General features: G+C 59.6%; 19 protein-coding genes. 4 read left to right on the top strand and 15 right to left on the bottom strand.

Features of this window, described 5'->3' with window-relative positions; translation table 11 throughout:
- Window positions 1–137: 137 nt before the first annotated feature.
- The 4 genes from frr to rpsB form a co-directional block, all read right to left on the bottom strand.
- Entirely contained in the window at window positions 138–695 is a 558-nt protein-coding gene (gene frr / locus NA637_RS05025) for a ribosome recycling factor (RefSeq protein WP_256071240.1), read from the bottom strand.
- Entirely contained in the window at window positions 692–1,435 is a 744-nt protein-coding gene (pyrH, locus tag NA637_RS05020) for a UMP kinase (protein WP_256071239.1), read from the bottom strand. The genes frr and pyrH overlap by 4 nt, the downstream gene beginning before the upstream one ends.
- A gap of 196 nt (window positions 1,436–1,631) precedes the next feature.
- Window positions 1,632–2,501 carry a translation elongation factor Ts gene (tsf, locus tag NA637_RS05015; protein WP_256071238.1) on the bottom strand — a complete coding sequence of 290 codons (870 nt, stop codon included), beginning with the start codon at window positions 2,499–2,501 and terminating at the stop codon, window positions 1,632–1,634.
- A 124-nt stretch (window positions 2,502–2,625) separates the two neighbouring features.
- Window positions 2,626–3,366, bottom strand: coding sequence for a 30S ribosomal protein S2 (gene rpsB / locus NA637_RS05010; protein WP_256071237.1), 741 nt, complete (start codon window positions 3,364–3,366; stop codon window positions 2,626–2,628).
- A gap of 302 nt (window positions 3,367–3,668) precedes the next feature.
- On the opposite strand from rpsB, the gene map reads away from it, so the two are divergent.
- Window positions 3,669–4,451, top strand: coding sequence for a type I methionyl aminopeptidase (gene map / locus NA637_RS05005; RefSeq protein WP_256071236.1), 783 nt, complete (start codon window positions 3,669–3,671; stop codon window positions 4,449–4,451).
- A gap of 27 nt (window positions 4,452–4,478) precedes the next feature.
- Window positions 4,479–7,181 carry a [protein-PII] uridylyltransferase gene (locus tag NA637_RS05000; protein WP_256071235.1) on the top strand — a complete coding sequence of 901 codons (2,703 nt, stop codon included), beginning with the start codon at window positions 4,479–4,481 and terminating at the stop codon, window positions 7,179–7,181.
- A 58-nt stretch (window positions 7,182–7,239) separates the two neighbouring features.
- Here the strand turns inward: NA637_RS05000 and NA637_RS04995 are convergent, their stop codons facing one another.
- The 7 genes from NA637_RS04995 to NA637_RS04965 all read right to left on the bottom strand — a co-directional run bounded on the left by NA637_RS04995 (window position 7,240) and on the right by NA637_RS04965 (window position 13,712).
- Window positions 7,240–7,569 (bottom strand): Na+/H+ antiporter subunit G, encoded by a 330-nt coding sequence (locus NA637_RS04995; protein ID WP_256071234.1) that lies wholly within the window; start codon window positions 7,567–7,569, stop codon window positions 7,240–7,242.
- 9 nt (window positions 7,570–7,578) lie between these two features.
- On the bottom strand, window positions 7,579–7,848 hold the full coding sequence (locus NA637_RS04990) for a K+/H+ antiporter subunit F (protein ID WP_256071233.1): 270 nt from the start codon (window positions 7,846–7,848) through the stop codon (window positions 7,579–7,581).
- On the bottom strand, window positions 7,833–8,333 hold the full coding sequence (locus NA637_RS04985) for a Na+/H+ antiporter subunit E (RefSeq protein WP_256071232.1): 501 nt from the start codon (window positions 8,331–8,333) through the stop codon (window positions 7,833–7,835). Before NA637_RS04985 ends, NA637_RS04990 begins: the two co-directional genes overlap by 16 nt.
- Complete coding sequence (locus NA637_RS04980) at window positions 8,330–9,832, bottom strand: monovalent cation/H+ antiporter subunit D (protein ID WP_256071231.1); 1,503 nt, start codon at window positions 9,830–9,832, stop codon at window positions 8,330–8,332. The genes NA637_RS04985 and NA637_RS04980 overlap by 4 nt, the downstream gene beginning before the upstream one ends.
- Window positions 9,829–10,158 (bottom strand): Na+/H+ antiporter subunit C, encoded by a 330-nt coding sequence (locus tag NA637_RS04975; RefSeq protein ID WP_045429034.1) that lies wholly within the window; start codon window positions 10,156–10,158, stop codon window positions 9,829–9,831. Before NA637_RS04975 ends, NA637_RS04980 begins: the two co-directional genes overlap by 4 nt.
- A complete protein-coding gene (locus NA637_RS04970; protein ID WP_256071230.1) occupies window positions 10,158–12,950 on the bottom strand; it encodes a monovalent cation/H+ antiporter subunit A in 2,793 nt (930 codons plus the stop codon). The genes NA637_RS04975 and NA637_RS04970 overlap by 1 nt, the downstream gene beginning before the upstream one ends.
- 300 nt (window positions 12,951–13,250) lie before the next feature.
- A complete protein-coding gene (locus tag NA637_RS04965) occupies window positions 13,251–13,712 on the bottom strand; it encodes a glycine zipper 2TM domain-containing protein (RefSeq protein ID WP_256071229.1) in 462 nt (153 codons plus the stop codon).
- 179 nt (window positions 13,713–13,891) lie between these two features.
- Here NA637_RS04965 and NA637_RS04960 point away from each other — a divergent pair, with 179 nt between their 5' ends.
- The gene (locus tag NA637_RS04960; protein WP_256071228.1) at window positions 13,892–14,128 is read left to right on the top strand and encodes a hypothetical protein; all 237 of its coding nucleotides are present in this window, start codon (window positions 13,892–13,894) and stop codon (window positions 14,126–14,128) included.
- 46 nt (window positions 14,129–14,174) lie between these two features.
- Here NA637_RS04960 and pdxH read toward each other — a convergent pair whose 3' ends face one another.
- From pdxH to dinG, 4 genes are all read right to left on the bottom strand, one after another.
- A complete protein-coding gene (gene pdxH, locus NA637_RS04955; RefSeq protein WP_256071227.1) occupies window positions 14,175–14,822 on the bottom strand; it encodes a pyridoxamine 5'-phosphate oxidase in 648 nt (215 codons plus the stop codon).
- Window positions 14,823–14,931: 109 nt separating this feature from the next.
- Window positions 14,932–15,561: an OmpA family protein gene (locus NA637_RS04950; protein ID WP_256071226.1), complete on the bottom strand. Its 630-nt coding sequence runs from the start codon at window positions 15,559–15,561 to the stop codon at window positions 14,932–14,934.
- Between the two features lie 136 nt (window positions 15,562–15,697).
- The gene (locus NA637_RS04945) at window positions 15,698–16,846 is read right to left on the bottom strand and encodes a serine hydrolase domain-containing protein (RefSeq protein WP_256071225.1); all 1,149 of its coding nucleotides are present in this window, start codon (window positions 16,844–16,846) and stop codon (window positions 15,698–15,700) included.
- A 131-nt stretch (window positions 16,847–16,977) separates the two neighbouring features.
- Window positions 16,978–19,116: an ATP-dependent DNA helicase DinG gene (gene dinG / locus NA637_RS04940; RefSeq protein ID WP_256071224.1), complete on the bottom strand. Its 2,139-nt coding sequence runs from the start codon at window positions 19,114–19,116 to the stop codon at window positions 16,978–16,980.
- Window positions 19,117–19,202: 86 nt separating this feature from the next.
- Here dinG and NA637_RS04935 point away from each other — a divergent pair, with 86 nt between their 5' ends.
- Window positions 19,203–19,667 carry a CopD family protein gene (locus NA637_RS04935; RefSeq protein ID WP_256071223.1) on the top strand — a complete coding sequence of 155 codons (465 nt, stop codon included), beginning with the start codon at window positions 19,203–19,205 and terminating at the stop codon, window positions 19,665–19,667.
- The last annotated feature ends 28 nt before the right edge of the window (window positions 19,668–19,695 follow it).

The following is a 19,695-nucleotide window of genomic DNA, read 5'->3' as shown; positions in this document are numbered from 1 at the left end:
AATCACGCTGCGAACAATGGGAGAAACCGCCAATGGCAATTTCCGGGGATACGACTGGTTAGCCCCTCGCGCCACGAAGCTTTCGGCCTCGGCGCACTCCGACGTGTGCAGTACGGACGACGTCCGGTACAGCGACATCAAACAGCCATCAGATCGTTTTCCTTACCTTCAAGCGCCTTGTCGATCTCCGCAACGTACTTGTCGGTCAGCTTTTGAACGTCGTCCTGGGCGCGGCGTTCCTCGTCCTCGCTGATTTCCTTTTCCTTCACCAGATCCCTGAGCTGGGCGATGGCATCACGGCGAATGTTGCGCACGGCGACACGCGCATTCTCAGCTTCTGAGCGTGCCTGTTTGGTGTACCCCTTACGGGTCTCTTCGGTAAGCGCAGGCATCGGTACGCGAATCGTAGTACCGGCAGTGGCAGGGTTCAGGCCCAGATCAGACGTCATGATCGCCTTTTCTACGGCCTGGATCATGCCTCTGTCAAAGACAGTAAGGGCCAAAGTGCGCGAGTCCTCTGCCGTGACATTGGCAATCTGGCGCAGCGGGGTATCGCTGCCGTAATACGACACCATAACGCCATCGAGAATGCTTGGATGAGCACGACCGGTACGAATTTTGGCGAACGCATGCCCCAGCGACTCCAGGGTTTTCTTCATGCGCTCCTGAGCGTCTTGCTTAATCTCGTTGATCATTGGTACTGCTCCTCGATCAGGGTTCCTTCAGCGCCGCCAAGCACAATATTGAGCAGGGCACCGGGCTTGTTCATATTGAACACCCGCAGCGGCATGTTGTGGTCGCGGCATAGGCAAATGGCAGTCAGGTCCATGACGCCCAGCTTGCGCTCAAGCACATCATCATAGGTCAGCTGCTCGAACTTTTCGGCATTCGGATCCTTGAAGGGATCGGCCGTATAAACGCCGTCAACCTTGGTGACCTTGAGCACCACATCGGCATGAATCTCGATGGCACGCAGGCAGGCGGCCGAATCGGTGGTAAAGAACGGATTGCCGGTGCCCGCGGAGAAGATCACTACTTCGCCACTCTTCAGGTGACGCATCGCCTTGCGGCGGTCGTAATGGTCAGTGACCCCGACCATCGAAATCGCCGACATGACCAATGCCGGGATGTTCGAGCGTTCCAAGGCGTCACGCATGGCCAGGGAGTTCATGACCGTAGCGAGCATACCCATGTGGTCGCCAGTCACACGATCCATGCCCGCGGCAGACAGAGCGGCACCACGGAAAAGATTGCCGCCACCAATGACCAGACCAACTTCTACACCTATGCCGACTAACTGCCCAACCTCCAAGGCCATGCGATCAAGCACCTTGGGATCAATGCCAAAGTCCTCCGAACCCACCAGGGCCTCGCCGCTTAATTTGAGCAGAATGCGTTTATAGCGAGGATTGCGTGCACTCATCTGCTGAGCCATTGGCGTTGTCTCTCCTGCGGCGTTGGTATGACTAGGCTGGCCTGCAGCCGGAAAAAATGTCTGCGCTATGACAGCGCAGTCTCGCGTTGGTGCCATGCGGTGACTGTCGCATTGGCCAAAAACGTTTCCATCCGCCAATCCGACAAAGAGGCCGCGCGCGTGAGCGGGCAGCCTCTTCGAGGACGGCAGAAGCGTCTTATTGCTTGGTGGCAGCGACCTGAGCGGCAACTTCGGCAGCAAAGTCGACTTCAGCGCGATCGATGCCCTCACCGACTTCGTAACGAACGAACGAAACGATTTCGGCACCGGCTTTTTTCGCCAGCTCACCGACCTTGACGTCCGGATCCTTGATGAATGCCTGTTCGACCAGGCTGGCTTCAGCAAGAAACTTGCTGATACGGCCGGCAACCATCTTCTCGACGATTTCGGCAGGCTTGCCCTTGATCTTGTCTTCGTTCAGTGCCAGGAAGATTTCTTTTTCCTTCGCAACAGCCTCCTCCGAAACCTCCGTCGGGTCCAGGAACTGGGGATTGCTGGCGGCGACGTGCATGGCAATTTCCTTCGCCAGCTCGACGCTACCACCTTTCAGCGCAACCAGGACACCAATCCGGTGACCGTGCAGATAGGAACCCACCAGATCGGCCTCAACGGAGGTCAGGCGACGGATATTGACGTTCTCACCGCACTTGGCCACCAAGGCTTGGCGATCGGATTCCTGAGCGGCAATCAACGGAGCAGCGTCAGACATCTTCTCAGCAAAGGCCTTCTCGACACTGCTGTTGACGAAATTCTTGAAGTCGTCCTGCAGTGCCAGGAAGTCGGTCTGCGAGTTGACTTCGATAATCACGGCGCGCGTGTTGTCGTCGGCAACCTTGACCGCGATGGCGCCTTCAGCAGCGATATTGCCAGCCTTCTTGGCGGCCTTGATGGCACCCGCTGCACGCATGTCATCAATGGCTTTCTCGATATCGCCACCAGCGGCGGTGAGCGCCTTTTTGCAATCCATCATGCCTTGGCCGGTACGTTCGCGCAGTTCTTTAACCAGGGCTGCAGTGATCTCTGCCATGTTCGCAAATCCTCTCGATTCGATTTTCGATCGTGCCTCAACGCGGGCGATCAATTCGGAATTGGCAAAAAGGGGGCATAGCCCCCTTTCTGTTCAACGGGTATCAGCTAGGCGAAAAATTCGCTCAGCCTTGAGCAGTCTCTGCGACTGACTCTTCGACGAACTCGTCCGCACCGCCAGCATTGTTCTGACGACCACGCAGTACAGCGTCCGCCATGGAGCCCAGATAGAGTTGCACGGCACGGATGGCATCATCGTTACCCGGGATGATGTAGTCGACGCCTTCCGGGCTGCTGTTGGTGTCAACGATGCCGATAACCGGGATGCCGAGCTTGTTGGCTTCGGAGATCGCAATACGCTCGTGATCGACGTCAACAACGAACATGGCGTCCGGCAGACCGCCCATGTCCTTGATGCCGCCCAGGCTGCGATCCAGCTTCTCAAGATCGCGAGTACGCATCAGCGCCTCTTTCTTGGTCAGCTTGTCGAAAGTACCGTCCTGGGACTGGGCTTCCAGGTCACGCAGACGCTTGATCGAGGCGCGAATGGTCTTGTAGTTGGTCAGCATGCCGCCCAACCAGCGATGATCGACATACGGCGAGCCACAACGAGCAGCCTCTTCGCGAACGATCTTGCCAGCGGAACGCTTGGTGCCAACGAACAGAATCTTGTTCTTGCCTGCGGCCAGCTTTTCAACGAAACGCAGCGCGTCGTTGAACATCGGCAGGGTTTTCTCAAGATTGATGATATGAATCTTGTTGCGCGCGCCAAAGATGTACTTATTCATCTTCGGGTTCCAGTAACGGGTCTGGTGGCCGAAGTGCACACCGGCCTTCAGCATATCGCGCATGGTGACTTGGGACATGAGAGTTCCTCAGATAAGTCGGGTTAGGCCTCCACGCGTCCCGATATCCAACTCTTGCGAGCACCCAGGATACCGTGTCGACACGTGTGTGGGGTCAGGCTCGGCAGGTAGTCCCGCAGAGCGGCGCGTTTTATAGCATAAAGGCAGGCTAGAGGCTAGAGGCTGGACAGAACGCATTCCCGCACGCCCTGCTTCTCGTTCAGCGTTACAGCCTCCAGCGCTTTATCGGCTCTTGGTCTATTTGGTTTATCATTTGCCCCTTCAATTTTTCCGCCTGCGCCTCTTGGCGCCAAGAGGGTTGCATGACTGTTTCCATCAAGACGCCTGAAGACATCGACAAAATGCGCATTGCCGGCCGCTTGGCCGCCGAGGTGCTCGAAATGATCGGTGGTCACGTCAAGCCGGGCGTCACCACCGAAGAGCTGGACCGCATTTGCCACGAGCACATCGTCAATGTGCAACAGGCCATACCCGCCCCGCTCAATTACAAGGGTTATCCCAAATCGATTTGCACATCGATCAATCATGTCGTCTGTCATGGCATTCCCAATGACAAGCCCCTCAAAGACGGTGACATCCTCAATATCGATATCACGGTCATCAAGGACGGTTACCACGGCGATACCAGCCGAATGTTCATCGTCGGCAAAGCGCCAGAGTGGGCCGAGCGGCTCTGCAAGGTGACGCAGGAGTGTCTTTACAAAGGTATCGAGGTAGTCCGCCCCGGAGCGCGCCTAGGGGACATCGGTGAGGTGATTCAGAAGCATGCCGAGAAGAACGGCTTCTCCGTCGTCCGCGAGTATTGTGGACATGGCATCGGCAAGGTTTTCCACGAAGAGCCTCAAGTGCTTCACTACGGCCGCGCCGGGACCGGGCTGGAGCTAAAGGAAGGCATGACCTTCACCATAGAGCCAATGATCAACCAGGGCCGCTCGGAAACTCGCCTGCTTGGTGACGGCTGGACAGCCATTACCAAGGACCGCAAGCTATCCGCCCAATGGGAACACACCCTTGTGGTCACCGCCGATGGCTATGAAATTTTCACCCTGCGCAGCGATGACACGATAGCCCGCACATCGCCCTGATTTTGATGCTTTGATGGAGGGCGACGTATGCCTCAGGTTGATTCCGAATTGTTCGACCGCAGCCAGTTCCAGGCTGAACTGGCACTTAAGGCCAGCCCCATCGCCGCCTTCAAAAAAGTCATACGCAAGGCGCGGGAGGTGCTCGATGCACGCTTCCTCGCCGGCCAGGACATCCGGAGCCTGATCGAAGGCCGCGCCTGGTTCGTCGATCAGATATTACGCGCCGCCTGGGGCCGCTTCGACTGGAACAACGAGGCGGACATAGCGCTGGTAGCCGTCGGCGGCTATGGGCGCGGCGAGCTGCACCCTTATTCCGATATCGACCTGCTGATCCTGCTCGATAACAATGACCAGGAAATATTCCGCGACGCCATCGAGCGGTTTCTGACCCTGCTATGGGACATCGGCCTGGAAGTCGGCCAGAGCGTTCGCTCGGTACAGGAATGCGCCGAGGAGGCACGTGCGGACCTGACCGTCATCACCAACCTCATGGAAAGCCGTACGATCGCCGGTCCCGAGCGCCTGCGCCAGAACATGCTGAAGGTCATCAGCCCTTCGGAGATGTGGCCGAGCAAAGAGTTTTTCCTCGCCAAACGTAACGAACAGGCCGCGCGCCACGCCAAATACAACAATACCGAATACAATCTGGAGCCAAACGTGAAAGGCTCGCCTGGTGGGCTGCGCGACATCCAGACGATCCTGTGGATAGCACGGCGCCAGTTCGGCAGCTTGAATCTTAGCGCCATCCTCGATCAGGGATTTCTGACCGAAGGCGAGTACTCGTTACTGGTGTCTGGCCAAGAATTCATCTGGCGGGTCCGTTACGGATTGCACATGCTGGCCGGGCGCGCGGAGGATCGACTGCTGTTCGACCACCAGCGCAGCCTCGCCGCCCTCCTCGGCTATGAAGACAGCGACGCCAAGCTGGCGATCGAGCGCTTCATGCAGAAGTACTACCGCGTCGTGATGAGCATTTCAGAACTGAGCGATCTGGTCGGACAGCACTTTGCCGAAGTCATCCTCTGGGAGGGCGACAGCGGCGATGCGGTGCCGCTCAACAGCCGCTTCCTGGTGCGCGACGGCTATCTGGAAGTGACCGATGATTCGGTGTTCAAGCGCAGGCCCTTCGCGATCCTGGAAATCTTCGTACTGCTGGCTCAACACCCTGACATTCAGGGGGTACGAGCGGAGACCATTCGCCTCCTCCGGGACCACCGGCATCTCATTGACGACGATTTTCGCAGCGACATCCGCAACACCAGCCTGTTCATCGAGCTGTTCAAGTGCAAGGAAGGCATCCACCGCAATCTGAGACGCATGAATCGCTACGGCATTCTCGGGCGCTACCTGCCCGAGTTCGGCCGTATCGTGGGGCAGATGCAGCATGACCTCTTTCATATCTACACGGTCGACGCCCATACGCTCAATGTCATCAAGTACCTGCGCAAACTGAGCAAACCCGGGGTCGCCGAAAAGTATCCACTGGCCAGCAAACTGGTGGAACGGCTACCCAAGCCGGAGCTCATCTATATCGCAGGGCTCTATCACGATATCGCCAAGGGCCGTGGCGGCGACCATTCGGAGCTGGGCGCGGTGGATGCGCAGGAATTCTGTGTACGCCACAAGCTGCCTGCATGGGACACGCGCCTGGTGGTATGGCTGGTTGAGAACCATCTGGTGATGTCGACCACTGCGCAGCGCAAGGACCTGTCTGAACCACAGGTGATCAACGACTTTGCCCAGCAGGTCGGTGACGAAACCCACCTCGATTACCTGTATGTGCTGACCGTTGCAGACATCAACGCGACCAACCCGACCCTCTGGAATTCCTGGCGGGCGAGCCTGTTGCGCCAGCTGTATACCGAAACCAAACGCGCGCTCAAGCGTGGCCTGGAAAACCCGCTGGGACGCGAGGAGCAGATCCGCCAGACCCAGCGCGCCGCGCTCGATGACCTGGTGCGTCACGGCACCGATCCGGACGACGCCGAACAGCTCTGGGCGCAGCTAGGCGACGACTATTTCCTTCGCCATACCGCTACCGACGTCGCCTGGCACACCGATGCGATCATCGAACACCCGGCCAACGGCGGTCCGCTGGTCCTGATCAAGGAAACCACCCAGCGTGAATTCGAAGGCGGCACGCAGATCTTCATCTATGCACCCGATCAGCATGACTTCTTCGCCGTTACCGTGGCGGCCATGGACCAGCTGAACCTGAACATTCACGATGCCCGCATCATCACTTCGAGCAGCCAGTTCACGCTGGACACCTACATCGTGCTGGACGCCGACGGTTCTCCCATTGGCCACGACCCCGAGCGCACAGAGGAAATTCGGCAAGGGCTGATCAACGCGCTGCGTAATCCGGATGACTACCTGACCATCATTCAGAAACGTGTGCCTCGGCAACTGAAGCATTTCGCGTTCCCACCGCAGGTCACCATCCACAACGACATGCAGCGCCCGCAAACGATCATCGAGGTCGTTGCACCGGACCGCCCCGGGCTATTGGCGCGCATTGGCCAGCTGTTTCTGGACTTCGATCTCTCGGTGCAGAACGCCAAGATCGCCACGTTGGGCGAGCGTGTCGAGGACGTGTTCTTCGTCACCACTACCGACAACCAGCCCTTGTCGGACCCGCTGCTGTGTACCCGGCTGCAGCAGGCGATGATCAAGCAATTGACGCAGGACAATGAGCATCAGCCCTCGCCGAGCAGCCTCGTCATCTGAACGACCACGCCATGCCGCCTCGGCAACGAGGCGGTAACGAACGCTCATCAGACCCGCTTCAATCCCAGGGTTTGCCGCGGGTTTTGGCCGTATAAGGCAGCCTTTGCTGCATGGCAGCCTTCGCCAGGACATGGGCGCTGACCGGCGCGGTCAAAAACAAAAACAGGGTGATCAGCACTTCATGGACGCTGAGGCCGTTGCCCTGGTTACTGAAGAAGATCATCGAAGCGATGACGATCCCACCGACCCCAAGCGTGGTTGCCTTGGTCGGACCGTGCAGCCGTGTAAAGAAATCGGGAAGGCGGTACAAACCGATCGCCCCAACCAAGGCGAACGCGCTCCCCACCATCAGAAACACGCTCACCAGCAGTTCTATCCAGAATGGCATGCAGCCTCCTCAGTCAATGATGTCGCCGTGCAACAGGTGCTTGCCCACGGCCACGGTACTGACGAAACCCATCACCGCGATGAGCAGAGCCGCCTCGAAGAACAGATCGGACGCGAGCCAGATACCAAACAGGACGATCAAGGCCAGCGCATTGATATACAAGGTGTCGAGCGCCAATACTCGATCAGGCATGTCCGGCCCCTGAACGAGCCGCACCACGTTTAAGATCGCTGCGATTCCGATAATCGCCATGCACAGGGGAATTACATACGCGAGCATTCGAAAATCTCCAGCAGCGGCGTTTCGTAACGGCTCTTCACCCCGGCGACCAGCGCCTCGATGTCGGGGGCATCCAGAGCGTGAATCAGCAACATCTTGTGCCCGGGTCGCAAAGACGCCGATACCGTTCCAGGGGTTAACGAAATGATGCTGGTCAACACGGCGAGGACGAACGGATGCTCAATGGCCATCGATATCTCGACGAAGGCAGGCCGCAGTCGATCCCGAGAACCGAGCACCAGCTTGGCCACACTGACGTTGGCCACGACGATGTCGTAAAACACCTTCAGCAGAAACAGGCAGAGCTTCAAGGGCCTACGCACTTTCGGTAGGTCAACCAGAAATCCCTGCACCAGCAATGGGATCGCCCAACCTAAAAACAGTCCAAGCACCAGTTGCCCCACGCTCAGTGCGTTATTGAGCATCAGCCAGAGCAGCGCAAGCAGCAAGGTGAGCGCAGGGTTGGGCAGCAGACGTGATTTCATGCCTCACCTCCCCGGATAATCTGCAGATACGGCTGTAGCTCGAACAACTGGGCTGCGGTCGCCTGCATGTAGGCCTGGATCGGCTGCGCCACTGCTACCAACAACACGCTGCCAAACAGCAAACCAAAGGTTGCCACCACTCGCACGCGATCCGCGGGCCTTCCAACACTGACCGCTTCACTAGGCCGCCAGAACACCATGCTGCCGGCCCGGCTCAGTGCGAGCACCATCCCCAATCCGCCCACCAGAATCACTGGCCACAGCAGCAGGGCGTCGACTCCGGGAGGCACGGCCTGCAGTAGCATCAGCTTGCCAATGAAACCTGAGAAAGGCGGGAGCCCGGCAATCGAAATCGCGCCGGCGAAAAACAACGCGCCCAGCAACAACGGCTGCTTGAGTGCGGGAGCCGACAGCAGCTCGGCGGCCATATCGCCGCGCTGGCGGGCGATGAGGTCAGCCAGCAGAAACAGTCCTCCGGACACCAGCGTGCTGTGCACCAGGTAGTACAGCGCAGCGCTGAGGCCCGCCTCTGTTCCCAGCGCGATACCGGCGAGCAAGGTGCCCACCGAAACCACCACCAGATAGGACAGCAGTATCTGCAGGTTGCGGGCGGCCAGTGCGCCCAGTACGCCACCAACGAGCGTAAGCATCGACAGCGGCCACAACCAGTCCAGCACCATGTTGCTCAACACACCCGCTTCGCTGCCGAAGATCAGCGTGAACACGCGCACGATGGCGTAGAGCCCGAGCTTGGTCATGATCGCGAACAGCGCAGCCACCGGCGCGGTCGCCGCGGCATACGCACGCGGCAGCCAGAAATACAGCGGCAGGATCGCTCCCTTCAACGCAAATACCACCAGCAACAGGTAGCCCGCCGCAGCGAGAAGCGGAGCGTCGGCCGGATCAGCTGCACCAACCCGTCCTGCCAGATCGGCCATGTTCAAGGTTCCGGTCAGACCATAGAGCATGCTGACACCGATCAGAAACAGCGATGAGCCCAACAGGTTCAGCACGACATAATGAATGCCCGACTGCACGCGCTTCGCGCCTTGGCCGTGAAGCAACAGCGCGTAAGACGAGATCAGCAGAATCTCGAAGAACACGAACAGGTTGAACAGATCACCCGTCAGAAAGGCACCGTTGATGCCCGCCAGCTGGAACTGAAACAGTGCATGGAAATTCGGCCCGCGCTCGTCATCGCCACGCACGGCGTACAGCACCGAGAATCCCGCCAGTATGGCGGTCACCAGCAGCATCAGGGCACTCAACCGGTCAAGCAGCAACATGATGCCGAACGGTGGCTGCCAGCCGCCAAGACGGTACACGGACAGTTGGCCAGCATCGGCCTGCCATAACAGCCCCAAGGCCAGCGGCACCAGCAACCAGGTAGCCGTCACCGATAGCAGGCGTTTAAGCGATGCACGCTGGCGATGAAGCAACAGCAGACTGCAGCCGACCAACAAGGGCAGCAGGATCGGCATGATCAACGCATGATTCATTTGCGCGGCTCCCGACCATCAACATGATCGGTACGCAACTCACCCAGTCCGCGAAGCGCCAGCACCACAACGAACGCGGTCATGGCGAAGCCAATGACGATCGCAGTCAGCACCAGAGCCTGCGGTAAAGGATCACCGTACTCGGCGCTGGCTCCGATGATTGCCGGAACACCGGTGGAGAGACGCCCCATTGCGAAAATGAACAGATTGACGGCATAGGAAATCAACGTCAGCCCCATGACCACAGGAAATATCCGTGCGCGGAGCAACAGATACACGCCACTGGTCATCATCACGCCCAACGTGACCGCGAACACGATTTCCATCAAAGCACCTCCTTGCACGACTCGTCCTGACTGACATGACCCATGTTGGAAAGAATCAGCAGGGCTGCTCCTACCACGGCCAGATAGACACCAAGATCGAACAGCATCGCGGTTGCCAGTTCGAAGTCGCCAATCAATGGCAGGTGAAAATGGCCGAAAGCCGAGGTCAGGAAAGGCCGACCGAACAGCCAACTACCGAGGCCGGTCAGGCCCGCAATGAGCACACCGAGCCCCGCCACGCCGTGATAGCTGAACGGCTGTCGCTGCTGCGCCCAGACCACACCATGCGAGATGTACTGAAGGATCAGAGCGACCGCAGTGATGAGGCCAGCGATGAAGCCGCCCCCCGGTAAATTGTGGCCGCGCAAGAAGATGAAAACCGACACCAACAGCGCCATCGGCAACAGCACACGAGACAGCGTGTCCAGCACCATTGGATGCCTATCGGTTGACCACAACCTACCGCCGTAGTCGCGGATCGGGTGTGGCAGGCGCAGCCCATGGAGCAGTCCATAGATCCCAACCGCAGCGATTGCCAGCACGGCAATCTCCCCTAGGGTATCGAAACCCCGAAAATCGACCAGAATCACGTTTACCACGTTGGTACCACCGCCCCCGGACACACTGTTTTCGAGAAAGAACGAGGCAATGCTGTCATACGGCCGACTCAGTACCGCGTAGGCCAACAGGGCGACCATGGTGCCAAAGGAGGATGCAATGATCAGGTCGCGGAAACTGCGCAGGCTGCTCGACTCGACCGGCGTGCGGTCAGGCATGAAAAACAACGCGAGGATCAGCAGAATGATGGTCACCACCTCGACGGATAGCTGCGTCAGCGCCAGATCAGGTGCGGAATAGCGAGCGAACACCAGCGCTACCATCAACCCAACCACGCTGAGCACCATCAGCGCCATGAGGCGTCTGCGGTGGAAGACCACGGTCATTACCGACGCCAGCCCGAGAAGCAGCATGCCAGCGACGGTGATACCGTCCAGGGGCGTCAGTGGCACAGAGCCCCGCAGCGTTTGCAGCGGGGTCAATGCGTAGATCACAACAAGCAACGAGCTGACCAGCATCAGCGCCAGATAGCGTTGCAACGACCCGTTCTCCATACGCTCGGTTACCCAGCGCGCCGTTGCGGCAATCCCGCTGACCACCTGAGCGAACACCTGCAGCGAATCGACGCGCGGCAGTCCTTCATACCAGCGAAACGCCCATTTGCGCATCGAATAGATCAGCAAGCCTCCGCCCAGCGCAACGAAACTCATCGCCAGGGGCAGATTGAAGCCGTGCCATATTGCCAGGCTGTATTCAGGCACGTCTCCACCCAAGCTGCCGGCTACGGCTGCAGCCAGCAAGGGTGCGACCGTGTAGGCAGGCAGGGTGCCCACCAGCAGACACAGCAAAACCAGGATTTCGACGGGAATCTTCATGTACCGCGCCGGCTCATGTGGCGGGTATTTAGGCAAGTCGATCGGTTCGCCGTTGAAAAACACGTCGTGCACGAAGCGCAGCGAGTAGGCGACCGAAAAGGCACTCGCCAGCGTCGCCAGGGCCGGGATCGTCCAGTAGAAGCTGCCCAACAGATGCTGATCAAGGGTCTCGGCAAAGAACATTTCCTTGCTGAGGAAGCCGTTGAGCAGGGGCACCCCAGCCATTGCCAGCGACGCCACCATTGCCAGCGCCGCCGTGTGCGGCATGTATTTCAGCATGCCATTGACGCGCCGCATGTCGCGCGTTCCGGTCTCGTGATCAATGATCCCCGCAGCCATGAACAGCGAAGCCTTGAAGGTGGCGTGATTGATGATATGGAAGATCGCTGCCACTGGCCCGAGGCGCGAGTCGAGGCCGAGCAGCAGGGTAATCAAACCGAGATGGCTAATGGTCGAATAGGCCAGCAACCCCTTCAGATCATGCTGGAACAGCGCCATTACCGCGCCGATCAGCAAGGTCGCCAAGCCTGTCAGGCTGACCAGATAGAACCACCATTCCGAGTCCGACAGTGCCGGATACAGCCGCGCCAGCAGGAACACACCGGCCTTGACCATCGTCGCAGAGTGCAGAAAAGCCGATACCGGGGTGGGCGCCGCCATTGCCTGTGGCAACCAGAAGTGAAACGGAAACTGCGCCGACTTGGTAAACGCGCCAAGCAGAATCAGAATCAGGGTCAACGGGTACAAAGCACTGGCGCGGATCAGATCACCCGACGCTAGAACGGTGCTTAGCTCGTAGCTGCCGACGATATGCCCGATCAGCAAGATACCGGCCAGCAGCGCCAGCCCGCCGCCACCGGTCACCACGAGCGCCATCCGGGCGCCTTGGCGAGCATCGGAACGGTGATTCCAGAAGCCTATCAACAGGAACGACGAAAGGCTGGTCAACTCCCAAAACATCAGCATCAGGAGCAGGTTTTCGGCCAGTACCACACCGAGCATGGCGCCCATGAACAGGAGAAAGAAGCTGAAGAAGCGTCCCATCGGCTCGCTTTTCGACAGGTAATAGCGCGCATACAGAATAACGAGCAGGCCGATCCCCAGAATCAGCAGCGCGAAGAGAAACCCTAAACCGTCTAGCCTCAAGCTGAGGTTCAACCCCAGATCGGGAAGCCAGGTCAATGTCTGCACTTCCGTCTCGCCGCCAAAAACATCAGCACGCTTGGACCACAGCAATACCAACGCCAGCAACGGGGCCAGGCCGGCACCGAATGCACAGGCAGATCGGCCGAACCGTTCAAACAGCAACGGCAGGCAGATTCCCAGGAATGGCAAAGCGATGATCAGCGCAAGCGCCATGCGTAAAACCCCTTGAGCCGTGCATGCGCACGGCAGTTATATCCCTTGGTCGACCCGTGCTCGCCCCGAAGGGGGCATGGCGGTGAGCGCCGATTATCCATACCGTTCACAGCAACGTCATGGATTCAAGTATTTCGAAAAACAAAAGGCGCAGCCTGAATACCGTATCAGCCGGCCTTCAGCCTGCGCCCTGTCTCCCAGGCAATGCAGAAACAACCCACCCGCTTGCGCTCATCGAATCTCACTGGCGTCGCAGCAACCTGTTGATAGGCCTTGCCATCCCTGCCGAACCCAGCGAAATCAGGGTGCGATACGGCTAGTGCCATTAATCGTCATGATGCGCACACGCTGACCGACGCGAAAAACCTGGTTAGGCTCGACTTCCTGCACATAGGCGCGCAGGTTGCCGTCATCCTCACGTACCGTGATCTCAGCGCCTTGAGCACGGGTGATACCCTCTTCCACTGCCGATCCGAGCATACCGCCCGCCAGCGCACCGATTACCGCCGCAACGGCACTGCCCCGGCCTCCGCCCACCCCGCTGCCGGCAATACCACCGACGACCGCGCCTGCACCGGTACCGATCGGGGTCTTGGTGCCTTCGAGCTTGACCGGGCGCAATGACTCGATCGTGCCATAACGTACCCTCTGGACGCTTCGCGCCTCGTCGCGGGAATAGCTATCCCCGGTAAGGCTGGAAGTACAACCGCCGACGGCAAGCGCCACGGCCATGAAAGAAGCGACAAATATGGAGTTGCGCATTGGTACTCTCCTGGGAAATGAGATTGGTCCCGACCGCATGGTCAGTCGTATGCGGCGATGAAGCGCTTGGCAACCGCCTCGTCCTGACTCAGCATTCAGTCAACTAGGACCTTACTTTACCCGAGGCGATCCCGCCCCGCATGCAGGACGCTCGCTCAAGCTGTTGCCAGAGACTACCCATGGACTACTTCATCATCTTCATCGTCACGCTGGCCGGGCTAGTTTTCCATGCCTGGCTGTTCATCCGCTTCAGGCAATGGGCGGACCGGGACCTGGCGTTGTCGTTGGCAGGAGACGATCCGCAGAAGCGAGCGTGGATGTTGCAACGCCTTTCCGCGGCGAAAGATGCGCGAGTCAAACGGAAGGACTTGCAAGCCTGGCTGGAAAGCGAATTGGCGCGCTACAACGACACCTGACAAAAAAGAGGCCGGAGCCGGCCTCTCATCAAACTGTGTCAGCGCGTCAGGGCGCCAGACGTTCCCGCTGCCAGTTGCTGGCGAGGCGTCGATAGTTCAGCCGGTCATGCAGGCGGCTGGGACGCCCCTGCCAGAACTCCATCCGTTCCGGCAGCAGACGGTAGCCGCCCCAATGGGGGGGGCAATGCGGGGCCTTGTCCAGAAAGTGCTGCTCTGTCTCGGCGAGGAGCCGTTCCAGTTCGGCGCGATCGCGGATCACTTGGCTTTGTGGTGAAGCCCAGGCACCGAGGCGGCTGCCCAGCGGACGAACCTGATAATAGGCGTCCGACTCGGCAGCACTGACTTTCTCCACCCGCCCCTCGATACGTACCTGACGCTCCAGGCTTGGCCAGAAGAAGGTCATCGCAGCGAAGGGGCATGCTTCCAGCTGCTCGGCCTTGGCACTGTCATAGTTGCTGAAAAAGGTGAAGCCGCACTCGTCCAGCGCTTTGAGCAAGAGCACTCGGCAATGCGGGCGGCCCTCGGCGTCGACCGTAGCCAAGCTCATTGCATTTGGCTCCACGGGAAGCTGCTCGGTCTCCACCGCCTCCTGGAACCACTGACGAAATAGCCCGAAGGGCTGTTCCGGCGCGTTCGCTTCACTGAGTCCGTCGCGCGTGTAATCGCGGCGCATATCGGCCAAGGATTGGGTCATCGCTGGGTTCCTGGAAAACGGTTGAAGCCAAAGCTTACCGGCTCTGCGCTTCGCCCCGCTTGATTCAACGCAAAAGTGGCCCGAGCGCCTGGCCTGTCAGGCGACGCCCTTATTTGGTTTTGCTGACTTCTGCCGCAGCCACCTGAGTCGGTTTGACAGGCGCGTCGCTGTAGTGGCCAATCAGCGCCAGCAAGGTGGGTTGCGGAGCCAAGACCATCTCGACACGGCGGTTCAAGGCGCGTCCTTCTTCCTTCTCGTTGGAGGCCCGCGGCATATCCGAACCGAGCCCGCGAATGCGCAGCCGATCGTGCTTCAAGCCACTGAGCCGAAAAATCGCGGCGACGGCACCCGCACGCTGACGGCTGATGTCACGGTTGATATCGATTGGCCCGGTGCTGTCAGCATGGCCAAGCACGACCACAGCGGTCCTCTCGTCGCCTTCCACCAGTTTCGCCACTCGGCTGAGCGGACCAAGCGTCACCGGCAACAGCATGCCTGGGCGGTCGGGATTGAAGGAGCCATCGACCGGGGCCGTAACCACCAACACGCCTCCGCGGCGCTCAAGTTCAAAGTGACTGTCTTTCAACGCATCGCGAAGCCGCGGCTCATATCCATCCAACCAGGCCGCATCAATCACGGGACTCGGCGCCGCAACCACCTCGACCGGCTTTTCATCGTTGGAACTGCAGCCGGCGATGACCATACAGAGTATCAGGGAGGTGCTTTTCAGCAGATTCATGAGCCAATTTCCATGAAAGTGAGTGGCGAAAACAGACCGCGCGGGTTCAGCACGCAGCTTAAGCAAGGATTTGTCTCAAATTGTGGACGCAGGTCCTTGTTCTGCAAGGTGTCTTCCTGCCAACCAGACGAGTGGTTCAACCGACGCATGCCTTAACTACCCGAGCGAGTGTCTGCGCTCGAGGGTCCATCAGGACATAAGGCCCCAGCGTATTGGTGACATAGCCAAAGGTTACGTCACGCTGGGGATCGGCAAAACCGATGCAGCCGCCAGCGCCTGGGTGGCCAAACGCACCCGGCCCCATGCCGAAGGTAGCGTTCTCCACATCCGGCTGGTCCAGCCAGCAGCCCAGCGCAAAACGAGTACGGGTGAGCAGCGTGCGATCCTCTCCAACGCTGTGTTCGCGGGTCAACTCGTCCAGCAGCTGGTCATCGAGCAGCTCCCCTCGCAACAGGCCATCGTAGAAGCCCGCCAATGACCGTGCATTGCCGTGCCCGTTGGCCGCCGGCTGAGCCATTCGACGCCACTCCGGCTTGTTGGCACTGTTCATGATCGACGGAGGGTTGGTAAAGGCACGAGCGGTGAGTGACTGCGGGTCACTCATCAAGGCTTTGACTACCCGTTGGGCTGTCGCATCGCCAGGATTGTTTTTCTGCCGGGTCAGATAACCGACCCGGTCGAACTCGCTATCGGCCAGACCGATATGGAAATCCAGGTCCAGAGGACGAGCAGTGCGCGCGACTATCGCTTCGCCCGGCTCACGCCCGTCGCCGCGACGGATCAATTCGCCAACCAGCCAACCATAGGTGATCGCGGCATACCCGTGACCCTCTCCAGGCGTCCACCAGGGCGTTTCAGCCACGAGTGCTGCAGTCATCGTCTCCCAGTCGTACAACGCCTCGGGCGGTAGTGGCTGGCGAATAGCCGGCAGCCCGGCCTGATGGCTGAGTAGCTGCCGCAGGGTAATGTCCTGTTTTCCGTTGGCGGCGAATTCCGGCCAAACACGGGCAACCGGCTCATCCAGCTGCAGCTTGCCCTCTCCTACCAGCTGTAACGCAGCCACTGCAGTGAATGCCTTGGTGCAGGAAAACAGATTGACCAGGGTGTCGCTCTGCCAGGCCTGTTCACCAGCATTGTCCGCAACACCGGCCCAGAGGTCGACAACCGTTTCGCCACCGACCTTCACGCAGACTGCGGCGCCACGCTGCTGGGTCTGCTCGAACAGCTGGCTGAACGCGTCTCTGACCGCCTCGAAACGGAGGTCGAAATATCCCTGGATCTGCACGCTTGCGCTCCTCTGGGTTGGTATGACGGGCGAGTATTGTTTCAGCCACATCGCCTCAAAGAAACAGCCCCGTCGAGAATGATGGTCCTATCAGCCCTTTGAATGACGGCTCATGATGGCCGCCGAGGCGGTCAGCCGATCTCTCGCCGGAACGGCGGCAATGCATTAAGAATGGCCTTGCCGTAGCGCTGCGTGACGACCCGTCGATCAAGCAATGTGATGGTGCCACGGTCCTCTTCGGTACGCAGCAACCTGCCGCAGGCCTGGACGAGACGCAACGAGGCATCAGGCACGGCGATTTCCATGAATGGATTACCGCCTCGCGCCTCGATCCACTCGGCCAGCGCTGCCTCAACCGGGTCATCAGGTACCGCGAAGGGAATCTTGGCAATGACCACATGTTCGCAATAAGCCCCTGGGAGGTCGACACCTTCAGCGAAGCTGGCGAGCCCGAACAGCACACTCTTGTCCCCATCATCCACGCGTGCCTTGTGCTTGTTGAGTGTCTCCTGCTTGGACAGGTTGCCCTGAATGAGCACCCGTCTGCGCCAGTCACGCTCCAGCCCGTCGAATACGTCCTGCATCTGTTTGCGTGAAGAGAACAGTACCAGCGTGCCGCGCGAGGCCTCCACCAGCTCCGGCAGATCCCGCACGATCGCCGCCGTGTGTGCAGTTGCATCACGCGGGTCGGCCCTGAGATCGGGCACCCTCAGCACGCCGGCGTCTGCGTGATGGAACGGGCTGGGCACCACCGCGGTAACAGCACAACGTGGCAGCCCGGCGCGCATGCGATAGCGATCGAAACTGTTCAATGCGGTGAGCGTCGCCGAGGTCACCAGCGCGCCATAGCAGACGTTCCACAGATTGCGGCGCAACGTTTCAGCCGCGAGGATCGGGCTGGCGTTGACCTCGATATCGAACAACGCGCCGCCTTCAGCCAGCGTCAGCCAGCGCGCCATCGGCGGACTGTCCTCAGGATCGTCGAGGGTGAAGGCCGTCCATAGCTCCCAGTTGCCCTGTGCGCGGGTTAGCAGACTGCCGAATAGCGGGTACCACTCTTCGGCCTGATGGCTGGCGATGCCGACAGCCGCTTCGCCATCCATCGCCTCCTTAAGCAATTCGGTCAGACGTGTGAACAGGTCGTTGAGCTTGGCGAAACCCTTTTTCAGCTCGATACCCAGCTCGATCAGATGCTCCGGCACCACGCCGCCGACAAAACGGTGCCGTGGCCTCTCACGCCCCTGCATGTCCTCGCCGGGTCGAAAGTCAGCCAGCTGTTCACAGGCGCTGAACATGAACTGCAGTTGGCTGCGCAAATCCCGGGCGATCTCCGGCACGGCTTCGATCAGCCGGCCGAGATCGCCCGGCAACGGATGCTGGGCGAGCAGCTTGGTCAGGTTTTTTTCGACCTGAGCAAGCCACTCGGCAGTGGAACGCAGGCGGGTGAAGTGGGCGAAATGCCCGATCGCCTTGTCTGGCAGATGATGGCCTTCATCAAAGACGTAGAGCGTGTCGCGCGGGTCGGGCAGCACCGCCCCGCCGCCCAACGCCAGGTCGGCAAGCACCATGTCGTGATTGGTGACAATGACGTCGACCTTGGTCATGCCTTCGCGCGCCTTGTAGAACGCGCACTGCTGGAAGTTGGGACAGCGGCGTCCGGTGCACTGGCTGTGATCGGTGGTCAGGCGCGCCCAGTCGGGGTCGGCCAGCTCTTCCGGCCAGCTGTCGCGATCACCATCCCAACGATGGCCCGCGAGCTTCTCGATCATGCTGCCGAACAGCTTCTCGCTGCGCTCATCGACATCAATGCGAAAGCCGTCTGCTTCGAACAACTGAGCGGTAGCGCTCTGTGCCTGGCCAAGCAGCGCGTCTAGCTTGGACAGGCACAGATAACGACCGCGCCCCTTGGCCAGGGCAAACGAAAAGCTCAAGCCGCTGTTGCGCATCAGGTCCGGCAAATCCTTGTGCACGATCTGTTCTTGCAAGGCGACCGTAGCCGTCGCGATCACCAGACGCTTGCCTGCCGCTTTGGCCGTCGGGATCGCAGCCAGGCTGTAAGCGACCGTCTTGCCGGTGCCGGTGCCGGCCTCGACCGCAACGATTGCAGGCTCCCCCTCTCGCCGCCCTTCGTCGTCGGCTTTGATTGCGCCCAGGACTTTCGCCACCTCGGCAATCATCAGACGCTGACCGTAGCGGGGCTTGAGACCTTTGGCGTCAAGGAACTGGGTATAGGCGCCCTGGATCTGGGACTTGAGTTCGGTGCTGAGCATGGGTGCGGAGGCTGTATATATTTTCAGTACTTCAGAAGGTTGGCTATGATAACGCGCGTTTCCTCAACCGCCACCGGAGATTTCCCATGACTGCATTCGCTGCGCCCTATTCACTTCACGTACTGGCTGCAGTGATATGGGTCGGGGGCATGTTTTTCGCCTGGATAGTGCTTCGCCCTGCTGCTGTTTCCGAGCTGCAGGCGCCGGAACGGCTAACGCTATGGGCCGAAGTGTTTCGCCGCTTCTTTCGATGGGTCTGGGTTTCGGTACTGATTCTGCCGATCACAGGTATCGGTATGTGGCACATGCGCTTCGACGGCCTGGATGCGGCACCCCGCTACGTCCACATCATGGCCGGGCTGTTTCTGGTGATGCTTGCGCTGTTTCTGCGCATCCAACTGCTGCAACTGCCGGAACTCAAGCGCGCTATCGCCGAGCAGAACTGGCCGGAAGGCGGCGCGGCGCTGGGGAAGATCCGTCGGCTGGTTGGCATCAACCTGTTGCTGGGGCTTGTGGTTGTGGCGCTCGCCAGCGCGCGGCCTTTGTTCTGACCGGGCGTATCGAACCGATTTCGGCATC

Origin of the sequence: Stutzerimonas stutzeri (assembly GCF_024448935.1) — a bacterium.
GTDB lineage: Bacteria > Pseudomonadota > Gammaproteobacteria > Pseudomonadales > Pseudomonadaceae > Stutzerimonas > Stutzerimonas stutzeri_AO.
This window is presented reverse-complemented; position numbering and strand designations above follow the sequence as displayed.